Origin of the sequence: Macromonas nakdongensis, from assembly GCF_002837145.1 — a bacterium.
Lineage (GTDB): Bacteria > Pseudomonadota > Gammaproteobacteria > Burkholderiales > Burkholderiaceae_C > Macromonas_B > Macromonas_B nakdongensis.
Genome location: NZ_NWMV01000139.1, coordinates 1 through 15,522 on the forward strand (window position 1 = coordinate 1; position 15,522 = coordinate 15,522).

16 protein-coding genes are annotated in these 15,522 nt (G+C 68.8%); all 16 read right to left on the reverse strand.

Annotated elements, in window-relative coordinates:
• A partial coding sequence (locus tag CON77_RS14115) for a Mur ligase family protein (RefSeq protein ID WP_232788554.1) occupies positions 1-973 on the reverse strand: 973 nt, incomplete at its 3' end.
• Complete coding sequence (locus CON77_RS14120) at positions 973-2,703, reverse strand: peptidoglycan D,D-transpeptidase FtsI family protein (RefSeq protein WP_101050153.1); 1,731 nt, start codon at positions 2,701-2,703, stop codon at positions 973-975. The genes CON77_RS14120 and CON77_RS14115, both read right to left, overlap by 1 nt.
• The gene (ftsL, locus tag CON77_RS14125) at positions 2,700-3,032 is read right to left on the reverse strand and encodes a cell division protein FtsL (RefSeq protein WP_101050155.1); all 333 of its coding nucleotides are present in this window, start codon (positions 3,030-3,032) and stop codon (positions 2,700-2,702) included. Before ftsL ends, CON77_RS14120 begins: the two co-directional genes overlap by 4 nt.
• Positions 3,029-3,964, reverse strand: a complete 936-nt coding sequence (gene rsmH, locus CON77_RS14130) for a 16S rRNA (cytosine(1402)-N(4))-methyltransferase RsmH (protein ID WP_101050157.1) — start codon at positions 3,962-3,964, stop codon at positions 3,029-3,031. The genes ftsL and rsmH overlap by 4 nt, the downstream gene beginning before the upstream one ends.
• Before the next feature lie 9 nt (positions 3,965-3,973).
• On the reverse strand, positions 3,974-4,402 hold the full coding sequence (gene mraZ, locus CON77_RS14135; RefSeq protein ID WP_101050159.1) for a division/cell wall cluster transcriptional repressor MraZ: 429 nt from the start codon (positions 4,400-4,402) through the stop codon (positions 3,974-3,976).
• Positions 4,403-4,699: 297 nt separating this feature from the next.
• Positions 4,700-5,374, reverse strand: a complete 675-nt coding sequence (locus CON77_RS14140; RefSeq protein WP_101050161.1) for a hypothetical protein — start codon at positions 5,372-5,374, stop codon at positions 4,700-4,702.
• Positions 5,375-5,483: 109 nt separating this feature from the next.
• Entirely contained in the window at positions 5,484-6,812 is a 1,329-nt protein-coding gene (gene hslU / locus CON77_RS14145) for an ATP-dependent protease ATPase subunit HslU (protein WP_198552399.1), read from the reverse strand.
• Positions 6,813-6,876: 64 nt separating this feature from the next.
• The gene (gene hslV / locus CON77_RS14150) at positions 6,877-7,437 is read right to left on the reverse strand and encodes an ATP-dependent protease subunit HslV (protein ID WP_101050165.1); all 561 of its coding nucleotides are present in this window, start codon (positions 7,435-7,437) and stop codon (positions 6,877-6,879) included.
• Between the two features lie 2 nt (positions 7,438-7,439).
• On the reverse strand, positions 7,440-9,176 hold the full coding sequence (locus CON77_RS14155; RefSeq protein WP_101050167.1) for an STAS domain-containing protein: 1,737 nt from the start codon (positions 9,174-9,176) through the stop codon (positions 7,440-7,442).
• 60 nt (positions 9,177-9,236) lie between these two features.
• Positions 9,237-9,953 carry an RNA polymerase-binding protein DksA gene (gene dksA / locus CON77_RS14160; RefSeq protein WP_369407352.1) on the reverse strand — a complete coding sequence of 239 codons (717 nt, stop codon included), beginning with the start codon at positions 9,951-9,953 and terminating at the stop codon, positions 9,237-9,239.
• Between the two features lie 227 nt (positions 9,954-10,180).
• Positions 10,181-11,293, reverse strand: a complete 1,113-nt coding sequence (locus CON77_RS14165; protein ID WP_101050169.1) for a CobW family GTP-binding protein — start codon at positions 11,291-11,293, stop codon at positions 10,181-10,183.
• 126 nt (positions 11,294-11,419) lie between these two features.
• Positions 11,420-11,842 (reverse strand): DsrE family protein, encoded by a 423-nt coding sequence (locus tag CON77_RS14170; RefSeq protein WP_101050183.1) that lies wholly within the window; start codon positions 11,840-11,842, stop codon positions 11,420-11,422.
• A 74-nt stretch (positions 11,843-11,916) separates the two neighbouring features.
• On the reverse strand, positions 11,917-12,909 hold the full coding sequence (locus tag CON77_RS14175; RefSeq protein WP_101050171.1) for a tyrosine recombinase XerC: 993 nt from the start codon (positions 12,907-12,909) through the stop codon (positions 11,917-11,919).
• Positions 12,910-12,934: 25 nt separating this feature from the next.
• Entirely contained in the window at positions 12,935-13,624 is a 690-nt protein-coding gene (locus tag CON77_RS14180) for a DUF484 family protein (RefSeq protein ID WP_101050173.1), read from the reverse strand.
• Between the two features lie 33 nt (positions 13,625-13,657).
• Positions 13,658-14,542: a diaminopimelate epimerase gene (gene dapF, locus CON77_RS14185; RefSeq protein ID WP_101050176.1), complete on the reverse strand. Its 885-nt coding sequence runs from the start codon at positions 14,540-14,542 to the stop codon at positions 13,658-13,660.
• 36 nt (positions 14,543-14,578) lie between these two features.
• On the reverse strand, positions 14,579-15,232 hold the full coding sequence (locus tag CON77_RS14190; RefSeq protein ID WP_101050178.1) for a YiaD family glycine zipper/OmpA-like lipoprotein: 654 nt from the start codon (positions 15,230-15,232) through the stop codon (positions 14,579-14,581).
• Between the last annotated feature and the right edge of the window lie 290 nt (positions 15,233-15,522).

Sequence of the window (15,522 nt, forward strand, 5' to 3'; positions counted from 1 at the left end):
GGGTGTGGCCCTGGGCGCGCAGCACCGCCAGGGCACACAACAGGTTGGCCACGTTGTAATCGCCCACCACCGGCAGGGCCAGGGTGGCACGGTCGCCGCCCGCCTCTTCCACGGTGAAGGCCAAGCCCTGGGTGGTCCAGCGCCGCTCGGTCACGCGCAGGCGGGCGGGTGCACCCTGGGGGTCCGGTGTGCCGGCCACCGACACCGTCCACAAAGCCAGGTCGCGGTCCGCCAGTTCGCGCGCCAGCCCCGGGCCTTGCGGGTCGTCCAGGTTGACCACCGCAGCGCGCAGGCCCGGCCAATCGAACAAAGCGCGCTTGGCCTGCCAGTAGGCGGCCATGCTGCCGTGGTAGTCGAGGTGGTCCTGGGTGAAGTTGGTGAACACGGAGGTATGCACCGCCATGCCGTTGAGGCGGCCTTCCTGCAGGCCGATGGACGAGGCCTCGACCACGCAGGCGCGCACGCCCGTGCCGTGCAGCTGGCGCAGGGCGGCCTGCACCCGCACCGGATCGGGGGTGGTCAGGCCGGTGGCGTCGAAAGCCTGCCCGGGCACGCCGATGCCCAGGGTGCCCATCACCGCGGCCTGCGTGCCCACGCCGGCCAGCCACTGGGCGGTCCACCACGCGGTGGAGGTCTTGCCGTTGGTGCCGGTGATGGCCACCACGCGCACGTCGGCGCTGGGGGTGGCGTAAAACGCTGCCGCCAGCGCGCCGGCCAGGGCTTTGAGGCCGGGCACCGCGGCGATGCGCGCGTCGTCGAACGGCCAGGCCTCGGCCCCGTCCTGCTCGACCAGGCAGGCGGCTGCACCCGCGCGCAAGGCCGGCTCGACGTAGCGCCGGCCGTCCTGCGCCGCGCCGGGCCAGGCCACGAACGCGTCGCCGGGCTGCAGGTGCCGGCTGTCGCAGACCAGTTGGCGCACGCCGCGCTGGCGCAACCAGGCCACGGCCTCGGCGGGGGTGTGCAGGGTCTGCATCACACCGACTCCTCCACCGCTTCGGCCACGATCTGCGGCTTGACGCCCATATCGGGCTGCACGCCCAGCAGGCGCAAGGTCTGTTGCACGGTTTCGCTGAACACCGGCGCGGCCACGGCACCGCCGTAGATCACGCCGTTGCTGGGCTCGTCCACCATCACCGCCACGATGATGCGCGGCGCCTCCACCGGGGCCAGCCCGACGAAGAAGCTGCGGTACTTCTTAGCGGCGTAGCCCTTGCCTTCCTGCTTGCGCGCGGTGCCAGATTTGCCGCCCACCGAATACCCCACCGTCTGGGCGCGCTGGCCGGTGCCGCCGGGGCCGGCGGCCAGCTCCAGCATCTTGCGCACGGCCAGGGCGTTTTTGTCGCTGAACACGCGCACGCCCTGGGCCGGTTGGTCGGTTTTCATCAGGGTCACGGGCACCATGTGGCCGTCGCGCGCGAACACGGTGTAGGCCTGCGCGATCTGGAACAGCGACGCCGACACGCCGTAGCCATAGCTCATGGTGGCCTGCTCGATCGGACGCCAGGTCTTGTGGGCACGCAGGCGGCCGCTCACCGCCCCCGGGAAAGGCAGTTGCGGCTTCTGACCGAAACCGGCCTGGGCATAGGCCTCCCACATGTCGCGCGGCTGCATCTGCATGGCGATCTTCACCGTGCCGACGTTGCTGGATTTTTGGATCACCTGGTTGACCGTCAGCACGCCATAGGGGTGCACATCGGAAATGGTGAAGCCGCCCATCTGCAGCCGGCCCGGTGCGGTTTGGATGGGCGTTTCGGGTTGCACCAGGCCCTTGTCCAGCGCCAGCGCGGCGATGAAGGGCTTGACCGTGGAGCCTGGCTCGAAACTGTCGGTCAGGGCCCGGTTGCGCAGTTGTTCGCCGGTGAGGTTGCGGCGCAGGTTGGGGTTGTAGCTGGGGTAGTTGGCCAGGGCCAGCACCTCGCCGCTGTGGGCATCGAGCACCACCACGCTGCCGCCCTGGGCCTTGTGTTCGGCCACCGCGTCGCGCAGCTTCTGGTAAGCGAAGAACTGGATCTTGCTGTCGATGGACAGCTGCAGGTCCTGGCCGTCGCTGGGAGGGATGGCGTCGCGCACGTCTTCGATGACCCGGCCCAGCCGGTCCTTGATGACGCGGCGCGAACCCGGCTTGCCCGACAGCTGGCGGTTGAACGCCAGCTCCACGCCTTCCTGGCCGACGTCCTCCACATTGGTGAAACCGACCACGTGCGCGGCGGCCTCGCCCTCGGGGTACTGGCGCTTGTATTCCTTGCGCAGGTGCAGGCCCTTGATGTCCAGCGCCTTGAGCTGCAGGGCGACCGGCTCGTCCAGCTGCCGCTTGACCCAGACGAAGGTTTTCTCGGTGCTCAGGCGGCGCTTGAGTTCGGCCACCGGCATGTCGAGCAGTTTGGCGGCTTCGGCCAGTTTGGGGTGCTTCAGGTCCACGTCCTGGGGAATGGCCCAGATGCTCTGCGCGACCACGCTGGTGGCCAGGATGAGGCCGTTGCGGTCGAGCACGCGGCCGCGGTTGGGCGGCAATTCCAGGGTGCGGGCAAACCGCACCTCGCCCTGGCGCTGGAAAAATTCGTTGCCGAACACCTGCACGTAGGCGGCGCGCCCGGCCAACCCCATGAAGGCCAGGGCCAGGCCGGCCACGATGAACTTGCTGCGCCACACCGGCGTGGCGCTGGTCAGCAGCGGGCTGCTGCCGTAACCGATGCTGCGGCTCATGGCTGGCCCTCCGGCCCTTGCAGCACCTGCAGGCGCCCGCGCACCGCGCCATCGGCCCCGGCCACAGCGGGCGGCGCCACGTATTCGGTGATTCCCGGGTGTGCCGGACGCATCTGCAGCTGGCGCACGGCCAGTTGCTGCACCCGGGCCGGGGTGGCCTGGGCGCGCTTTTGCACCACCAACTGCTCGTGGTCGGCGGCCAGGCGCTCGCTCAGCGACTTGGCCCGCTCCATGGCCACGTACAGGCGGCGTGACTCGTATTGCAGGTGCACCAAATAGAAGGCGCTGCACAGCACCGCCACCAGCAGGGCCAGGTTCAGCCGCGTCATGCCCGCCCCTCCACCGGCGCCTCGGTGCGCTGGGCCACGCGCATCACCGCGCTGCGCGCACGCGGGTTGGCGGCCACCTCGGCGTCGCTCGGCATCACGCGCGACACCCGCGCCAAAGCCATGGGCTTGGGCGCGGCGAACGGGGCACGGCGGTCGTACACCTCTTTGGAGTGCAGGGCCATGAACTGCTTGACGATGCGGTCTTCCAGCGAGTGGAAGCTGATCACCGCCAGCCAACCACCCGGCTTGAGCACCTGCAGGCTGGCGTTCAGCGCTTGTTGCAGCTCTTCAAGCTCGGCGTTGATGAAAATCCGAAGAGCCTGAAATGTGCGCGTTGCAGGGTCCTTGCCCGGCTCGCGGGTTTTGACCGCGCCAGCCACGACCTCGGCCAGCTCGGCGGTGGTTCGAAGAGGGCCCCGTTCCTGTCGGCGACGATCAATCGCCTTTGCAATCGGTTGAGCAAACCGTTCTTCGCCGTATTCACGTATCACCTCCGCCATCTGGGGAATGTCGGCCTCGGCCAGCCACTCGGCCACGCTCATGCCCCGGGTGGGGTCCATGCGCATGTCCAGCGGCCCGTCGTGCCGGAAGGAAAACCCCCTTGCGGGGTCGTCGAGCTGGGGCGAACTCACCCCCAGATCCATCAACACGCCATCGGCGCTGGCCAGGCCGACCTCGGCCAGGGCCTTGAAGCCCTCGTGGCGCAGCGTCAGACGCGGGTCTTCGGCGGCGATGGCCTGCGCCACCGCGATCGCCTGAGGGTCTTTGTCGAACACCGTCAGGCGCCCGGCCGGCGACAGGCGCGACAGGATCAGGCGCGAATGCCCACCACGGCCGAACGTGGCGTCAATGTAATGGCCGTCTGGTTGGAGCTGAAGGGCATCGACCGCTTCGTTCAACAAGACGGTGCAGTGTGTGTAGGACGCTTGCACCGCCGGCCTTTAGAAAGAGAAGTCCTTGAAGACGTCGGGCATCTCGCCCTGCATCGCTTCGGCTTCCTGGGCCGCATAGGTTTCGGCGTCCCAGAGTTCGAAGTGGTTGCCCATGCCGAGCAGCACCGCGTCCTTGGTGATGCCGGCCGCGGCGCGCAGCTCCGGCGAAATCAGCACGCGACCGGTACCATCCATTTCGCAGTCCATGGCGTTGCCCAGGAAGATGCGCTTCCACCACTGGGCCGACATGGGCAGGGCCGCGATGCGTTGGCGGAACTGTTCCCACTCGCCGCGCGGGAAGACCATGAGGCAGCCGTGCGGGTGCTTGGTGATGGTGAGCTGGCCGCCGGTCGTCGCGCTCAGGACGTCACGGTGCCGGGTCGGCACAGAGAGCCGACCTTTGGCATCGAGACTGAGGGACGAGGCGCCTTGGAACACGCTGGATCAACCTTGAAAATCCACTTTTCACCACTTATTTGCACTTTTCACCACTGTAGCACCAATCTCCCATGACAGGACACCGTCCGTCGGATATTTTTCGAATGAAATCAACAACTTAGACGGGAAATGCAAGGCGACTTTGAGGCAAAAACCCAAACAAAAATAAAGACTTAGGGAGGGTATTGAATGTCTTGCTTCAAAAATCCGGATGTCGGGCACGGAAAGAACCACACCCAAAAAGCAAACGCCCCCGCAAGCGGGGGCGTCGGCGCAGGCCGAGGGGGCCGGTCGGGGTCAGCGGCCGCCTTTGCCTCCACCGTTCCCGCCCCCGTGGCCCCCGCCGTTGCCGTTGCCACGTCCGGACGCCGCACCGGCATCGCGCCCGCTCGCCTCGGGCCGGTCGCTGCGCTCGGTCGCCGACGGCGACACGGCCGGGCGCGCGGTCTGCGGGGCCCGGGTGTGGGCGGTCTTGCTAGCGCTCACCACGCTGCCCAGGGTCACGCCCATGGCCTGGGCGATCTGCCCCCAGCCCATGCCGTCCTCGCGCATGCCCAGCACGCCATCGACCGTGGCGCCATTGAGCACGCCTCCGGTCAAGGCCGTCTGCATCTGGTCGGCCGTCGGGGCGGTGATGCTCTGGCTGCTCAGCAGTTGCCGGGCCAGCCCCAGGGTCAGGTTGATGGTGCCGTAGCCCATCGGCCCCACCGGCGAGGTGAACGAGCTCTGCGAACCGTCCGCCCCGGTCAGGCCGACCGTGCCACCGGTGCGCAAACCGTCGATGGCGGTGCGGGCGGCCGCGGTGGAACCGAACAGGCCGCTGTAGGTTTCGGCCAGGCGGGTGGCCGGCAGGGTGGCTTGCGCCACCGCCTCCTGGTCGGACAAGGTCTGGGCCTGGACGCCCCCGACCACCCAGCAACACACCCCCACGGCGGTGACCAGCCAGCGGCGGGCCGTGACACATGGCGTCATGACAGTCTCCTGAAAAGTGTTGGAACCCGACGCCATTCTGGCACCCGCCCACCGCAGCGACCAGCCCCCATCCGCACGGGATCGCAACGAAACGTGTCTGCGCCCCGCCTCAGAGGATGTAGCGCGACAGGTCCTCGTTGCGGCTGAGTTCGCCCAGGCGGGCGTCCACGTAGGCGGCGTCCACCGTCACGGTCTGGCCTTCCAGGCGGGCGGCGTCGAAGCTCACCTCGTCCAGCAGGTGCTCCATCACCGTGGCCAGGCGGCGCGCGCCGATGTTCTCGGTGCGCTCGTTCACCTCGAAAGCGATGTTCGCCAGGCGGGTGATGCCCTCGGGCGTGAAGGTGACGGTCACGCCCTCGGTGGCCAGCAGCGCCTGGTACTGGCGCACCAGGCTGGCGTGGGTCTGGGTCAGGATGGCCTCGAAATCGGCCACCGACAGCGACCGCAGCTCCACCCGGATCGGAAAGCGCCCCTGCAACTCGGGGATCAGGTCGCTGGGCTTGCTCAGGTGGAAGGCGCCGCTGGCGATGAACAAAATGTGGTCGGTCTTGATCGGTCCATGCTTGGTGGACACGGTGGTGCCCTCCACCAGCGGCAGCAGGTCGCGCTGCACGCCCTGGCGCGAGACCTCGCCGGTGCTCTGCCCTTCGCTGCGGCTGGTGACCTTGTCGATCTCGTCGATGAAGACGATGCCGTTCTGCTCGGCGTTGTGCACCGCGGCCAGCTTGATCTCTTCCTCGTTGATCAGCTTGCCGGCCTCTTCGTCGATCAGCAGCTTGCGCGCCTCGGCGATTTTCAGCTTGCGCGTCTTGCGCTTGCCGGCATTGAACTGGCTGAACATGCCGCGCAGCTGCTCGGCCATCTCCTCCATGCCGGCGGGGGTCATCACCTCCATCTGCGGCGTGGCAGCGCTCAGGTCGATCTCAATGTCTTTGTCGTCCAACTGGCCTTCGCGCAGCTTCTTGCGGAACACCTGGCGCGCGGTGCTGTCGGGCGCGGACTCGTGGTCGCCGGTGCGGGCCGCGGGAATCAGCGCGTCCAGGATGCGCTCCTCGGCCGCGTCCTCGGCGCGCGTGCGCAGCTTGGCCACCTCGGCCTCGCGCGTCTGCTTCACCGCCATGTCCACCAGGTCGCGCACGATGCTGTCCACGTCCTTGCCCACGTAGCCCACCTCGGTGAACTTGGTCGCCTCGACCTTGATGAAGGGCGCATTGGCCAGCCGGGCCAGGCGGCGCGCGATCTCGGTTTTGCCCACGCCGGTGGGGCCGATCATCAGAATGTTCTTGGGCGTGATCTCGGGACGCAGTTTGGCGTCTACCTGCTGGCGGCGCCAGCGGTTGCGCAGGGCGATGGCCACGGCGCGTTTGGCGGCCTGCTGGCCGATGATGTGCGCGTCCAGTTCGGACACGATTTCCTGGGGGGTCATGGAGGAGGACATGGGGGCTCGGCTCGGGAAAGTCGGGGCCGCGCGGGGGCGACCGGGCCGGGGTGCCGACGCGGGGTCAGAGCACCTCGACGGTGTGGTTCATGTTGGTGTAGATGCACAGCTCGCCGGCCACCTTGAGCGACTCGCGCACGATCTGCTCGGCGCTGAGCGCGGTGTGGTCGACCAGCGCCTTGGCGGCCGATTGGGCATAGGCCCCACCGGACCCGATGGCGACGATGCCGTGCTCCGGCTCCAGCACATCGCCGTTGCCAGTGATGATGAGGCTGGCGGTCTTGTCGGCCACGGCCAGCATGGCCTCCAGGCGGCGCAGCACGCGGTCGGTGCGCCAATCCTTGGTGAGTTCGATGGCGGCGCGCACGAGGTGGCCCTGGTGCTTGTCCAGCTTGGCTTCGAAGCGTTCGAACAGGGTGAAGGCGTCGGCCGTGGCGCCGGCAAAACCGGCCAGCACCTGGCCGTGATGCAGCTTGCGCACCTTGCGCGCCGTGCCCTTGACGACGATGTTGCCCAGGGTCACCTGGCCGTCACCACCGATGGCGACCTGCACGCCGTCGGGTGTTTCGCGGCGCACGCAGACGATGGTGGTGCCGTAGAAAAGCGAAGAATCCTTGTGTTCCATGCTCAGTATTGTCGCAGGCGCACGGTTACGGCCTCGTCAATACCTACCACATGGAAGAAGGCACCGACCAGCCGGCTCACCCCCACCAACTCCACCTTCAGACCACGCGCCGTGGTGGCCATGAACCACTGCAGCAAGCTGCCGGCGGCGGCAAAATCCACCCGGTGCAGGGCGTGGCCATCGATGCGGAAGACCCGGTCCAGCGGGTGCGCCTGCAAGGCCGCGTCCAGGGACTGGAGCGCCTGCGGAATGTCGCCTTGCAACACCCCCGCGAGCGCCACGGCCATGCCTGGGCGCAGCGCGGCCTCGGCCAGGAACCCGCCGCTGGCGGCCGCTGACGCGGGCGACACCGGGGCATCCCCTTCCTGGACGGTCGTGACCATGGCCGGCCACTCCAGCACGTCCAGGCCGGCCAGCTGGGTGTCGAGCGGGTGGATGGGCTCACTGGCCAAGGCCGGCACTTCGGCAGCGGCCGGTGCCTGCAACACGCCCGCGGGCACCGCCTCGGCCACCTCGAAGCGGCACACCGGCTCCTGCCAATCGGGGGGCAACACCCCGTAGGTGACGCAGTAGTCCAGGGCCGCGAGGTCGAATTCGTCCCGGCGTCGCATCAGCCGCAGCAGCGCCAGCCGCAACAGCCACCAGACACTGTCGTTCTCGCGGCGGCCAGACGGCGTGCTGGCCTTGAGCCGACGGCGCAGCACCGCCCCACCCCGGAAATGGAACTCGATCGGACGCTGCAGCCACACCTCCACCACCGACAACAGGGCCTGGGCCGCGGGCAGGTCGGCCGAGACCAGGTCGGTCCAGTCCAGCCACTTGTGCCCGCCCGGCTGGGACACCAGGCGGTGCAATTCCGCCACGCAGGCCGCGTCGAGCAGCAGCGGGCAGGTCCAGCTGTGCACGGCCGGCCCCGCGCCCACCGGTGGAGCCACCGCCACCGGCGCGGACGACGCCAACACCGGCCATCGCGGCACGGGCCCGCCAAAGCGCTCGGCGTGCTCGGCGGCAAATTCCTCAAAACCCTCCAGGTCGCCGCGCGCGTACAGGGCGTCCAGCAGCAGCCCTCCCGCGGCCTGGGCCACGGGCGACAGCGCCTCCTGCACCATGAGGGCCCGCAGGGACTGCTCGGTCTCGTCGGCCTGGCCGTTGGCAAACCGCACCGCCGCTTCGGCGATGGCGGGGTGGGACAAAGCCCCGTCCCAGTCGGTCACGCCGGCATTGGGGTCCTCGGTGACCAGGTCGATGGTCATGGGGAAGGTGGGCAGTTCACCGGCACGGGCCTGCAGGTGGGCCGGCACGGTGACGCCACCGTCGAGCCGGGCCGGGATGGTGGTGCCACTGCCGATGCGCAGACCGTCGCCCGCCGCCTCGTCGGCCCGGCGCTGCAGCCAGTGGGCCGACATCTGCTCCTCGATCCGGGCGATCTGCTCGATGGTGCGGCTCTTGTCCACGCCCAGCCCGGACGAGGACGGCACCGACACCGCCTCGTCTGCCACGGCCGCGTCGGCCTGGGGCGGGTGCGCGCGCTGCTGGCGCATCAGCTCGCGCAGGGCGTTGAGCTCGCGGTGGCGGACCTGGTCGTTGCGGCGTTTGCGCTGGATCGCGGCCTTCAGCGCCTCGCGTTCTTCGTCCACCCCGGCCGTGCGGGCATCCAGCTCGGTCCAGTCCACCGTCGGGTGGCGCACGAAACGCGCCACCTTGGACAGGAAGCTGACGCTGGAATCGCCCTTGGCCATGTGGGTTGCGGTGTCGGTGTCAACGCGCCCAGGCGCGCTGGCGGTGCTGCGGTGACGGGATCAATCCCCGAACAGCTTCTGTTTGAGTTCGCGGCGCTGCTGGGCTTCGATGGACAGGCTCGCGGTGGGCCGGGCCAGCAAACGGCCGACGCCGATGGGTTCGCCGGTTTCGTCGCAGTAGCCGTAGTCGCCGGCGTCGATGCGGGCGATGGACTGCTCGATCTTCTTGAGCAGCTTGCGCTCGCGGTCGCGTGTGCGCAGCTCCAGGGCGTGTTCTTCCTCGATGGTCGCGCGGTCGGCCGGGTCGGGCACCACCACGGTGTCTTCGCGCAGGTGCTCGGTGGTTTCGCCAGCGTTGATCAGGATGTCCTGCTTGAGCTGCTGCAGCTTGCGTTTGAAGTAAGCCATCTGCACCTCGTTCATGTACTCGGTGTCGGGCATGGCGAGCACATCGGCGTCGGTCAATTCGGCCAGCGGCTTGGATTTCCAGTTGTTCGCCAGCTTGGGGTCTTTCTTCACGGGGGAAGGGGCGGTGGTCGGCATGTCGCGTTCTCGGGTCGGGGTGAAGGAGACTTTGGCCGCCGCGGGATCGTGCGACAGGGCCACGCTCTGGTTCATCTGGGCTTGCATGGCGGCCTGGGCCGCGCGTTTGTTCACGCTGGGGGTGAGGACTTCGCTGCCGGCCTTGAGGGGCTTGTCACCCGACGCCGACGCCTTGGCCGCGTCCGGGGATTTCGCGGACGCCTTGGGGCTGGCCGATTTGGCTGGGACTTTCACGACGGATCTCCTCGGTTCGCCCACCGGTGCGGCGGTGGTGATGGTGGCTGGCGGCAGGCCAGCAGTTCCAGACGCGGACGATTGTACGGCCTGTGCAGGCACCGCCGCGGACGCGGCGCTGGCCGCAGCGGCGGCCGGCCCCGCAGCGTGCGGCCACCACGGCCAAATGGGCATGAACCACATGTTTTTTACTCCCTATCCCACCAGGTGTCCAGGGGTGGGTCGGTTCAGACCAGGGCTTGTTCCAGACCCTGGACCAGGATGTCTCTCGGCAGGTCGATGCCGATGAACACCATCTTGCTCACGCGCGGCTCGTCGGGCTTCCACTCGGGCCCCAGGTCGCTGCCCATCAACTGGTGCACGCCCTGGAAGATGACCTTGCGCTCGGTGCCCTGCATGGCCAGCACGCCCTTGTAGCGCAGCATCTTGGGACCGTAGATCTGGACGATGGCACCCAGAAAGTCCTCCAGCTTGGCCGGGTCGAAGGGGCGGTCGGCGCGGTAGACGAAGCTTTTGACGTCGTCATCGTGGTGGTGATGGTGCTTGTGCGAGGGGTGGTCGCAGTGCTCATCATCGTGGTGGTGGTGTCCATGCCCATGCCCGTGGTCGTGGCCCTCGTGCGCACAGTGGCCATGGTCGTGGTCGCAATGGGCGTGGTCGTGCCCATGGTCGTGGGCGTCGTCGGGCTGCAGGAAATCGGGGTCGATGTCGAGCTTGGCGTTGAGGTTGAAACCGCGCAGGTCCAGCACCTGCTTCAAGGGCACCTGGCCGAAGTGCACGGTCTCGATCGGCGCGCGCGGGTTGATGTGCTTGAGGCGGTGGGTCAGCGCATCGAGTTCGTCGGCGCTCACCAGGTCGGCCTTGCTGACGAACAACTGGTCGGCAAAGCCCACCTGGCGCTGCGCTTCCTCGCGGTGGTCGAGCTGCTGCATGGCGTGCTTGGCATCGACCAGGGTCAGGATGGCGTCGAGCAGGTAGCTCTCGGCGATCTCGTCGTCCATGAAGAAGGTCTGGGCCACCGGGCCGGGGTCGGCCAGGCCGGTGGTTTCAATGACGACGCGTTCGAAATCCAGCAGGCCCTTGCGCTTTTTGGCCGCCAGCAAGGACAGGGTGCTGCGCAGGTCCTCGCGGATGGTGCAGCAGACGCAGCCGTTGCTCATCTGGATGATCTGCTCCTCGGTGTCGGCCACCAGGATGTCGTTGTCGATGTTTTCCTCGCCGAACTCGTTTTCAATCACGGCGATCTTCTGGCCGTGCGCTTCGGTGAGCACGCGCTTGAGCAGGGTGGTTTTGCCGGAGCCGAGGAAGCCGGTGAGGATGGTGACGGGGATCAGGGCCATGGAACGGTGTGGAAAAAGACAAAAAACGGTCGCTGCGGACCAGTGTAGTCGAGCCGTCAAGCCCCTGCGCGGGCACAAAAAAGCCGGGCGGACCCGGCTTTCTGTGGCGCTCAGACGCGGCGGCGTTCAGGGCCGCAGGTAGACAAAACCTTCGCGGGCCTGCAGCTTGGCCACCTCGGCCACGCCGGAGGGCACGATCTTGGCCTCCATCGCCACCTTGTCCGCCGACAGCTTGCGCGACACCAGCGTGTTGTTGCACACCCGGAATTCCACCCCCTTGCCGGCGAGTTCGCCGACGGCGCCGGCGAACGGTTGCTCCATCTGGTTGGTCGCGCCTTCGAGCAGGAAGTCGATGCCCAGCCCGTGCGTGACCACCACGATCTTGGCGGTCGGATCGGCGGCCAGGTGGTTGCGGATGTTGTTGATGGCCCGCGACGCCTGGGGAATGCCTTCGCTCATGTGGTAAACCACCTTGATCGGCTCGCTGGCATGGGCCGGCAGCCACAGGGCCGCGCACAGTGCAAACAGCGCCAAGTACCATTTTTTCATGTCGATCTCCAATCGGTTCTAACAAAACGAAATTGTCGGCCCAAGCCGCACACAGAAACACCCGGGGGTTTCCCTTAACCCTGTGAACCGGGGGGTTTGGAGGGCGCGCGGCGCGCGCGCGGGTGAGCGGCTTCGTAGGTGTTGGCCAGGTGCTGGAAGTCCAGCCGGGTGTAGACCTGGGTGGTACCGATGTTGGCGTGTCCCAGCAGTTCCTGCACCGCGCGCAGGTCGCCACTGGACTGGAGCAGGTGGCTGGCAAAGCTGTGGCGCAGCATGTGCGGGTGCACCGGGGTCGACAGACCCGCCGCCACCGCCGTTTGCCGCAGCCGCAAACGGGCCGCCTGTGCGCTCAGGCGCGTGCCCTGACGCCCCACAAACAAGGCCCCGTCACCGTCCGCCACGACCCAGCGCGCGCGCAGCGGCAGCCAGTCGCGCAGGGCCGCCAGGGCCGCCCCCCCGACCGGCACGATGCGCCACTTGTCGCCCTTGCCCTGCACGTGCACTTCGCCTGCGTCGGCATCGACCCAGCCACGCGAACCGCCGTGGGCGCGCACGTCCAGGCCCAGCAGTTCGCTGATGCGCAAACCGCTGCTGTACAGCAGTTCGGCGATGCAGCGGTCCCGGGCCGCCAGGGCTTCGTGTTCCAGCGCCTCCGCCGCCGAAGCGGAGGTGGCGACGGGCGTCGCGGGCGGGCCGCTGACCAGACGCAGTGCATCTTCCACCCCCAGGGCTTTGGGCAAGGGTTTGTCTGCCTTGGGTGCACGCACGCCCTGCACCGGGTTCATGGGCACCGCGCCCTGCCGCCCCAGCCAGGTGTAGAAACCGCGCCAGCACGACAACACCAGCGCGATCCCGCGGGACACGTGGCCACGGGCGCGCAACTGCGCGGCCCAACGCCGCACGTGGGCGTCGCGCACGGCCAGCACGTCCAGGTCGGCCTCGGCGCAACGCCGCAACAGGTCCTGCAGGTGCTGCGCGTACAGGTCCTGGGTGCGCACGGCCAGGCGCTTTTCGACCCGCACGTGGGTCAGGTAACGGTCCACCCAGACGTCGTCGAGCGGCTGCATGGTAGGACAGGCCTGCTGGGGGAGGTCAGTCCTGCGGCAGCAGGCGCGACAGCGCGGCCGCGGCCAGCACGGCGATGCGCTCCAGAAAGTCGGTGCCCATGGCGGCGGTGAAGCGCTGGGCGTCGTCGGAGGCCAGCACCAGCAGGCCAAAGGCCGGCGCGCCCGCGGCGACGCGCAAAGGCAGCAGGGCCAGCGAGACCGCGGCCTCGGGCCGCGCCAGCCACTTCACCGCCTCCAGCCCGGGGTTGGCGCCACAGTAGGGCTGGACCAGGGAGGTGGCGAAAGCCCGGGCCTCGGCGCTGGCACCCTGGGCGAACGGAGCCTCGGCCCAGGCGTCGGCCACGCCCCAGAGCTGGATGGCGGCCTGCGGCACCTGGAATTCGTCCTCGATGCCGTGGGCCACCGCAGCGGGCAGGTCGCCGGGTTCGGCGGCACGCAACAGGCCCAGGGTCCAGGCCTGCAGGCGGTCGGCGATCACCACGTTCTCGTGGCCGTGGCGGATCATCTCGGCCGCCTTCAGTTCCAGGTGGCGGATCTTCTCGCGCAGCATCTCGGCCTGGCGCTCCTGCAGGCTGACGGCACGCTGCCCGTGCGGGCTGGTCAGTTGCACGCTGGCCAGCAATTCGGCGTGGCGCTCGAAAAAGTCGGGCGTGTTTACCAGGAACTGCGCGATGTCGTCTTCGGTGATGGGGGGCAGGGTGTCTCGGGTGTCCAAGGGGGGCTCCGGAAGCGGGCGGAAAGGGAAGGGTCAGGGCAGGTCGGGCACGTCGATGCGGCCTTCGAACACGGTGACGGCCGGGCCGGTCATGCGCACCGAGGCGTCCAGGCCCTGCCCCATCGGCCAGGCAATGGTCAGGCGGCCGCCGTGCAGGTCGACTTCGACGCACTCGTCGAACCAGCCCAGGCGGATGCCGGCGACCACGGCGGCACAGGCGCCGGTGCCGCAGGCCAGGGTTTCGCCGGCACCGCGTTCGAACACGCGCAGGCGGGCGTGACCGCGGTCCAGCACCTGCAGAAAGCCGGCGTTCACCCGGCGCGGAAAACTGGCGTGGTGTTCGATCAGGGGCCCCCATTCGGCCACGGGAGCGGTGTCCACGTCGTCCACCCGCAGCACGGCGTGGGGGTTGCCCATGCCCACCACCGCCACCGGGGCGGTGCGGGCACCCTGGGCGGTGTCCAAGGCCAGCGGCCAGCGTTGCCAGCCCCCTTCGGGCTGCGGCGTCAGGCCGGTGGGGTCGAAGGGCACGCGCGGTAGGTCGAACACCGGCGCGCCCATGTCCACGGTCACGCGGCCGTCGCCGTCCAGGTGCAGCGTCATCTCGCCGCCGTGCACTTGCACGCGCACGCTGGGGCGCTCGGTCAGGCCGTGGTCGTGCACGTAACGCACGAAGCAGCGGGCGCCGTTGCCGCAGTTTTCCACCTCGCCGCCGTCGGCGTTGTGGATCACGTATTCAAAGTCCACCCCCGGGTGGGGCGCGGGGCGCACGCTCAGGATCTGGTCGGCGCCGACACCGAAGTGCCGGTCGGCCAGAAAGCGGTACTGCGCGGTGGTGAGCCCGTAGCGGCCACGGGTTTCGTCGAGCACGACGAAGTCGTTGCCCGCGCCCTGCATTTTGGTGAAGGAAACCTGCATGGGCGCATTATCGGCCAGCCACCGGGGCCGGCTCCGTCAGCGGGCCGGCTCGGCCATGAACATCTCGACGCGGCGGTTGCGCGCCCGGCCCTCGACCGTGGCGTTGCTGGCAATGGGTTCGCGCGAGCCGCGGCCGTCGATGGCCACCGCCGCCACCGGCACGCCGCGCGCCGTCAGGTAATCGCGCACGCTGGCGGCGCGGTTGATCGACAACGGGTTGTTCACGGCATCGGACCCGGTGCTGTCGGTGTGGCCGACGATGGTCACGCGCGCGCCGGGGTTCTTCAGCAGGCCCTGGGCAAAGGTGTCGAGGATGGGACGGAAATTGGGCTTGATGTCGGCGCGCCCGGTGTCGAAGGACACATCGCTGGGGATGTTGAGCTTGAGCTGGTTGTCGGCCGTCTGCGTCACCTCCACGCCGGTGCCGCGGGTGCTGGCCTCCATCTGGCGCTTCTGTTCTTCCATGCGGGTGGACCAGATGTGGCCGCCCACCGCGCCCACGCCGGCGCCGATGACCGCGCCCTTGGCCGCCCCGGAACTGCCGTCGGTGACGGCACCCAGCACCGCACCGGCGGCCGCGCCGATGAGGGCGCCCCGGCCGGTGCCGGCCTTTTGTTCTTCGGACATGTTGGCACAACCGACCAACACCGTGGCCGCAAGCGCCGTGGCTGCAATGGCAAAGGTACGCATGGCAATCTCCTGTAGTCAGCATTTGGATTATGGGCCGGTCCCCCACGGAATCCAAGCCCGCCCCCCGGCCTTTACAGACGTTTACCATTGCCCCACCGGGCGCCCCGCCGCGCCCCACGACACAGGAGACCCCGCCCCCATGGTTCGCCCCTGCCAACAGCTGTACCCGCCGCGCACGCCCGCTGCCCCCCTGCCTGCCGCCACCGTGCTGCTGCTGCGCGACGGCCCCGCCGGCCCCGAGGTGCTGATGACCCGCCGCGCCACCACCGCCAGCTTTGCGCCCGGCGCCT

What these genes read in the sequence shown, in the direction of transcription:
- CON77_RS14120 (WP_101050153.1), bottom strand. Translation starts at nt 2,703, where the DNA reads ATGAGCCGCAGCATCGGTTACGGCAGCAGCCCGCTGCTGACCAGCGCC.
- ftsL (WP_101050155.1), bottom strand. Translation starts at nt 3,032, where the DNA reads ATGACGCGGCTGAACCTGGCCCTGCTGGTGGCGGTGCTGTGCAGCGCC.
- CON77_RS14140 (WP_101050161.1), bottom strand. Translation starts at nt 5,374, where the DNA reads ATGACGCCATGTGTCACGGCCCGCCGCTGGCTGGTCACCGCCGTGGGG.
- hslU (WP_198552399.1), bottom strand. Translation starts at nt 6,812, where the DNA reads ATGTCCTCCTCCATGACCCCCCAGGAAATCGTGTCCGAACTGGACGCG.
- hslV (WP_101050165.1), bottom strand. Translation starts at nt 7,437, where the DNA reads ATGGAACACAAGGATTCTTCGCTTTTCTACGGCACCACCATCGTCTGC.
- CON77_RS14155 (WP_101050167.1), bottom strand. Translation starts at nt 9,176, where the DNA reads ATGGCCAAGGGCGATTCCAGCGTCAGCTTCCTGTCCAAGGTGGCGCGT.
- CON77_RS14165 (WP_101050169.1), bottom strand. Translation starts at nt 11,293, where the DNA reads ATGGCCCTGATCCCCGTCACCATCCTCACCGGCTTCCTCGGCTCCGGC.
- CON77_RS14170 (WP_101050183.1), bottom strand. Translation starts at nt 11,842, where the DNA reads ATGAAAAAATGGTACTTGGCGCTGTTTGCACTGTGCGCGGCCCTGTGG.
- CON77_RS14175 (WP_101050171.1), bottom strand. Translation starts at nt 12,909, where the DNA reads ATGCAGCCGCTCGACGACGTCTGGGTGGACCGTTACCTGACCCACGTG.
- dapF (WP_101050176.1), bottom strand. Translation starts at nt 14,542, where the DNA reads ATGCAGGTTTCCTTCACCAAAATGCAGGGCGCGGGCAACGACTTCGTC.
- CON77_RS14190 (WP_101050178.1), bottom strand. Translation starts at nt 15,232, where the DNA reads ATGCGTACCTTTGCCATTGCAGCCACGGCGCTTGCGGCCACGGTGTTG.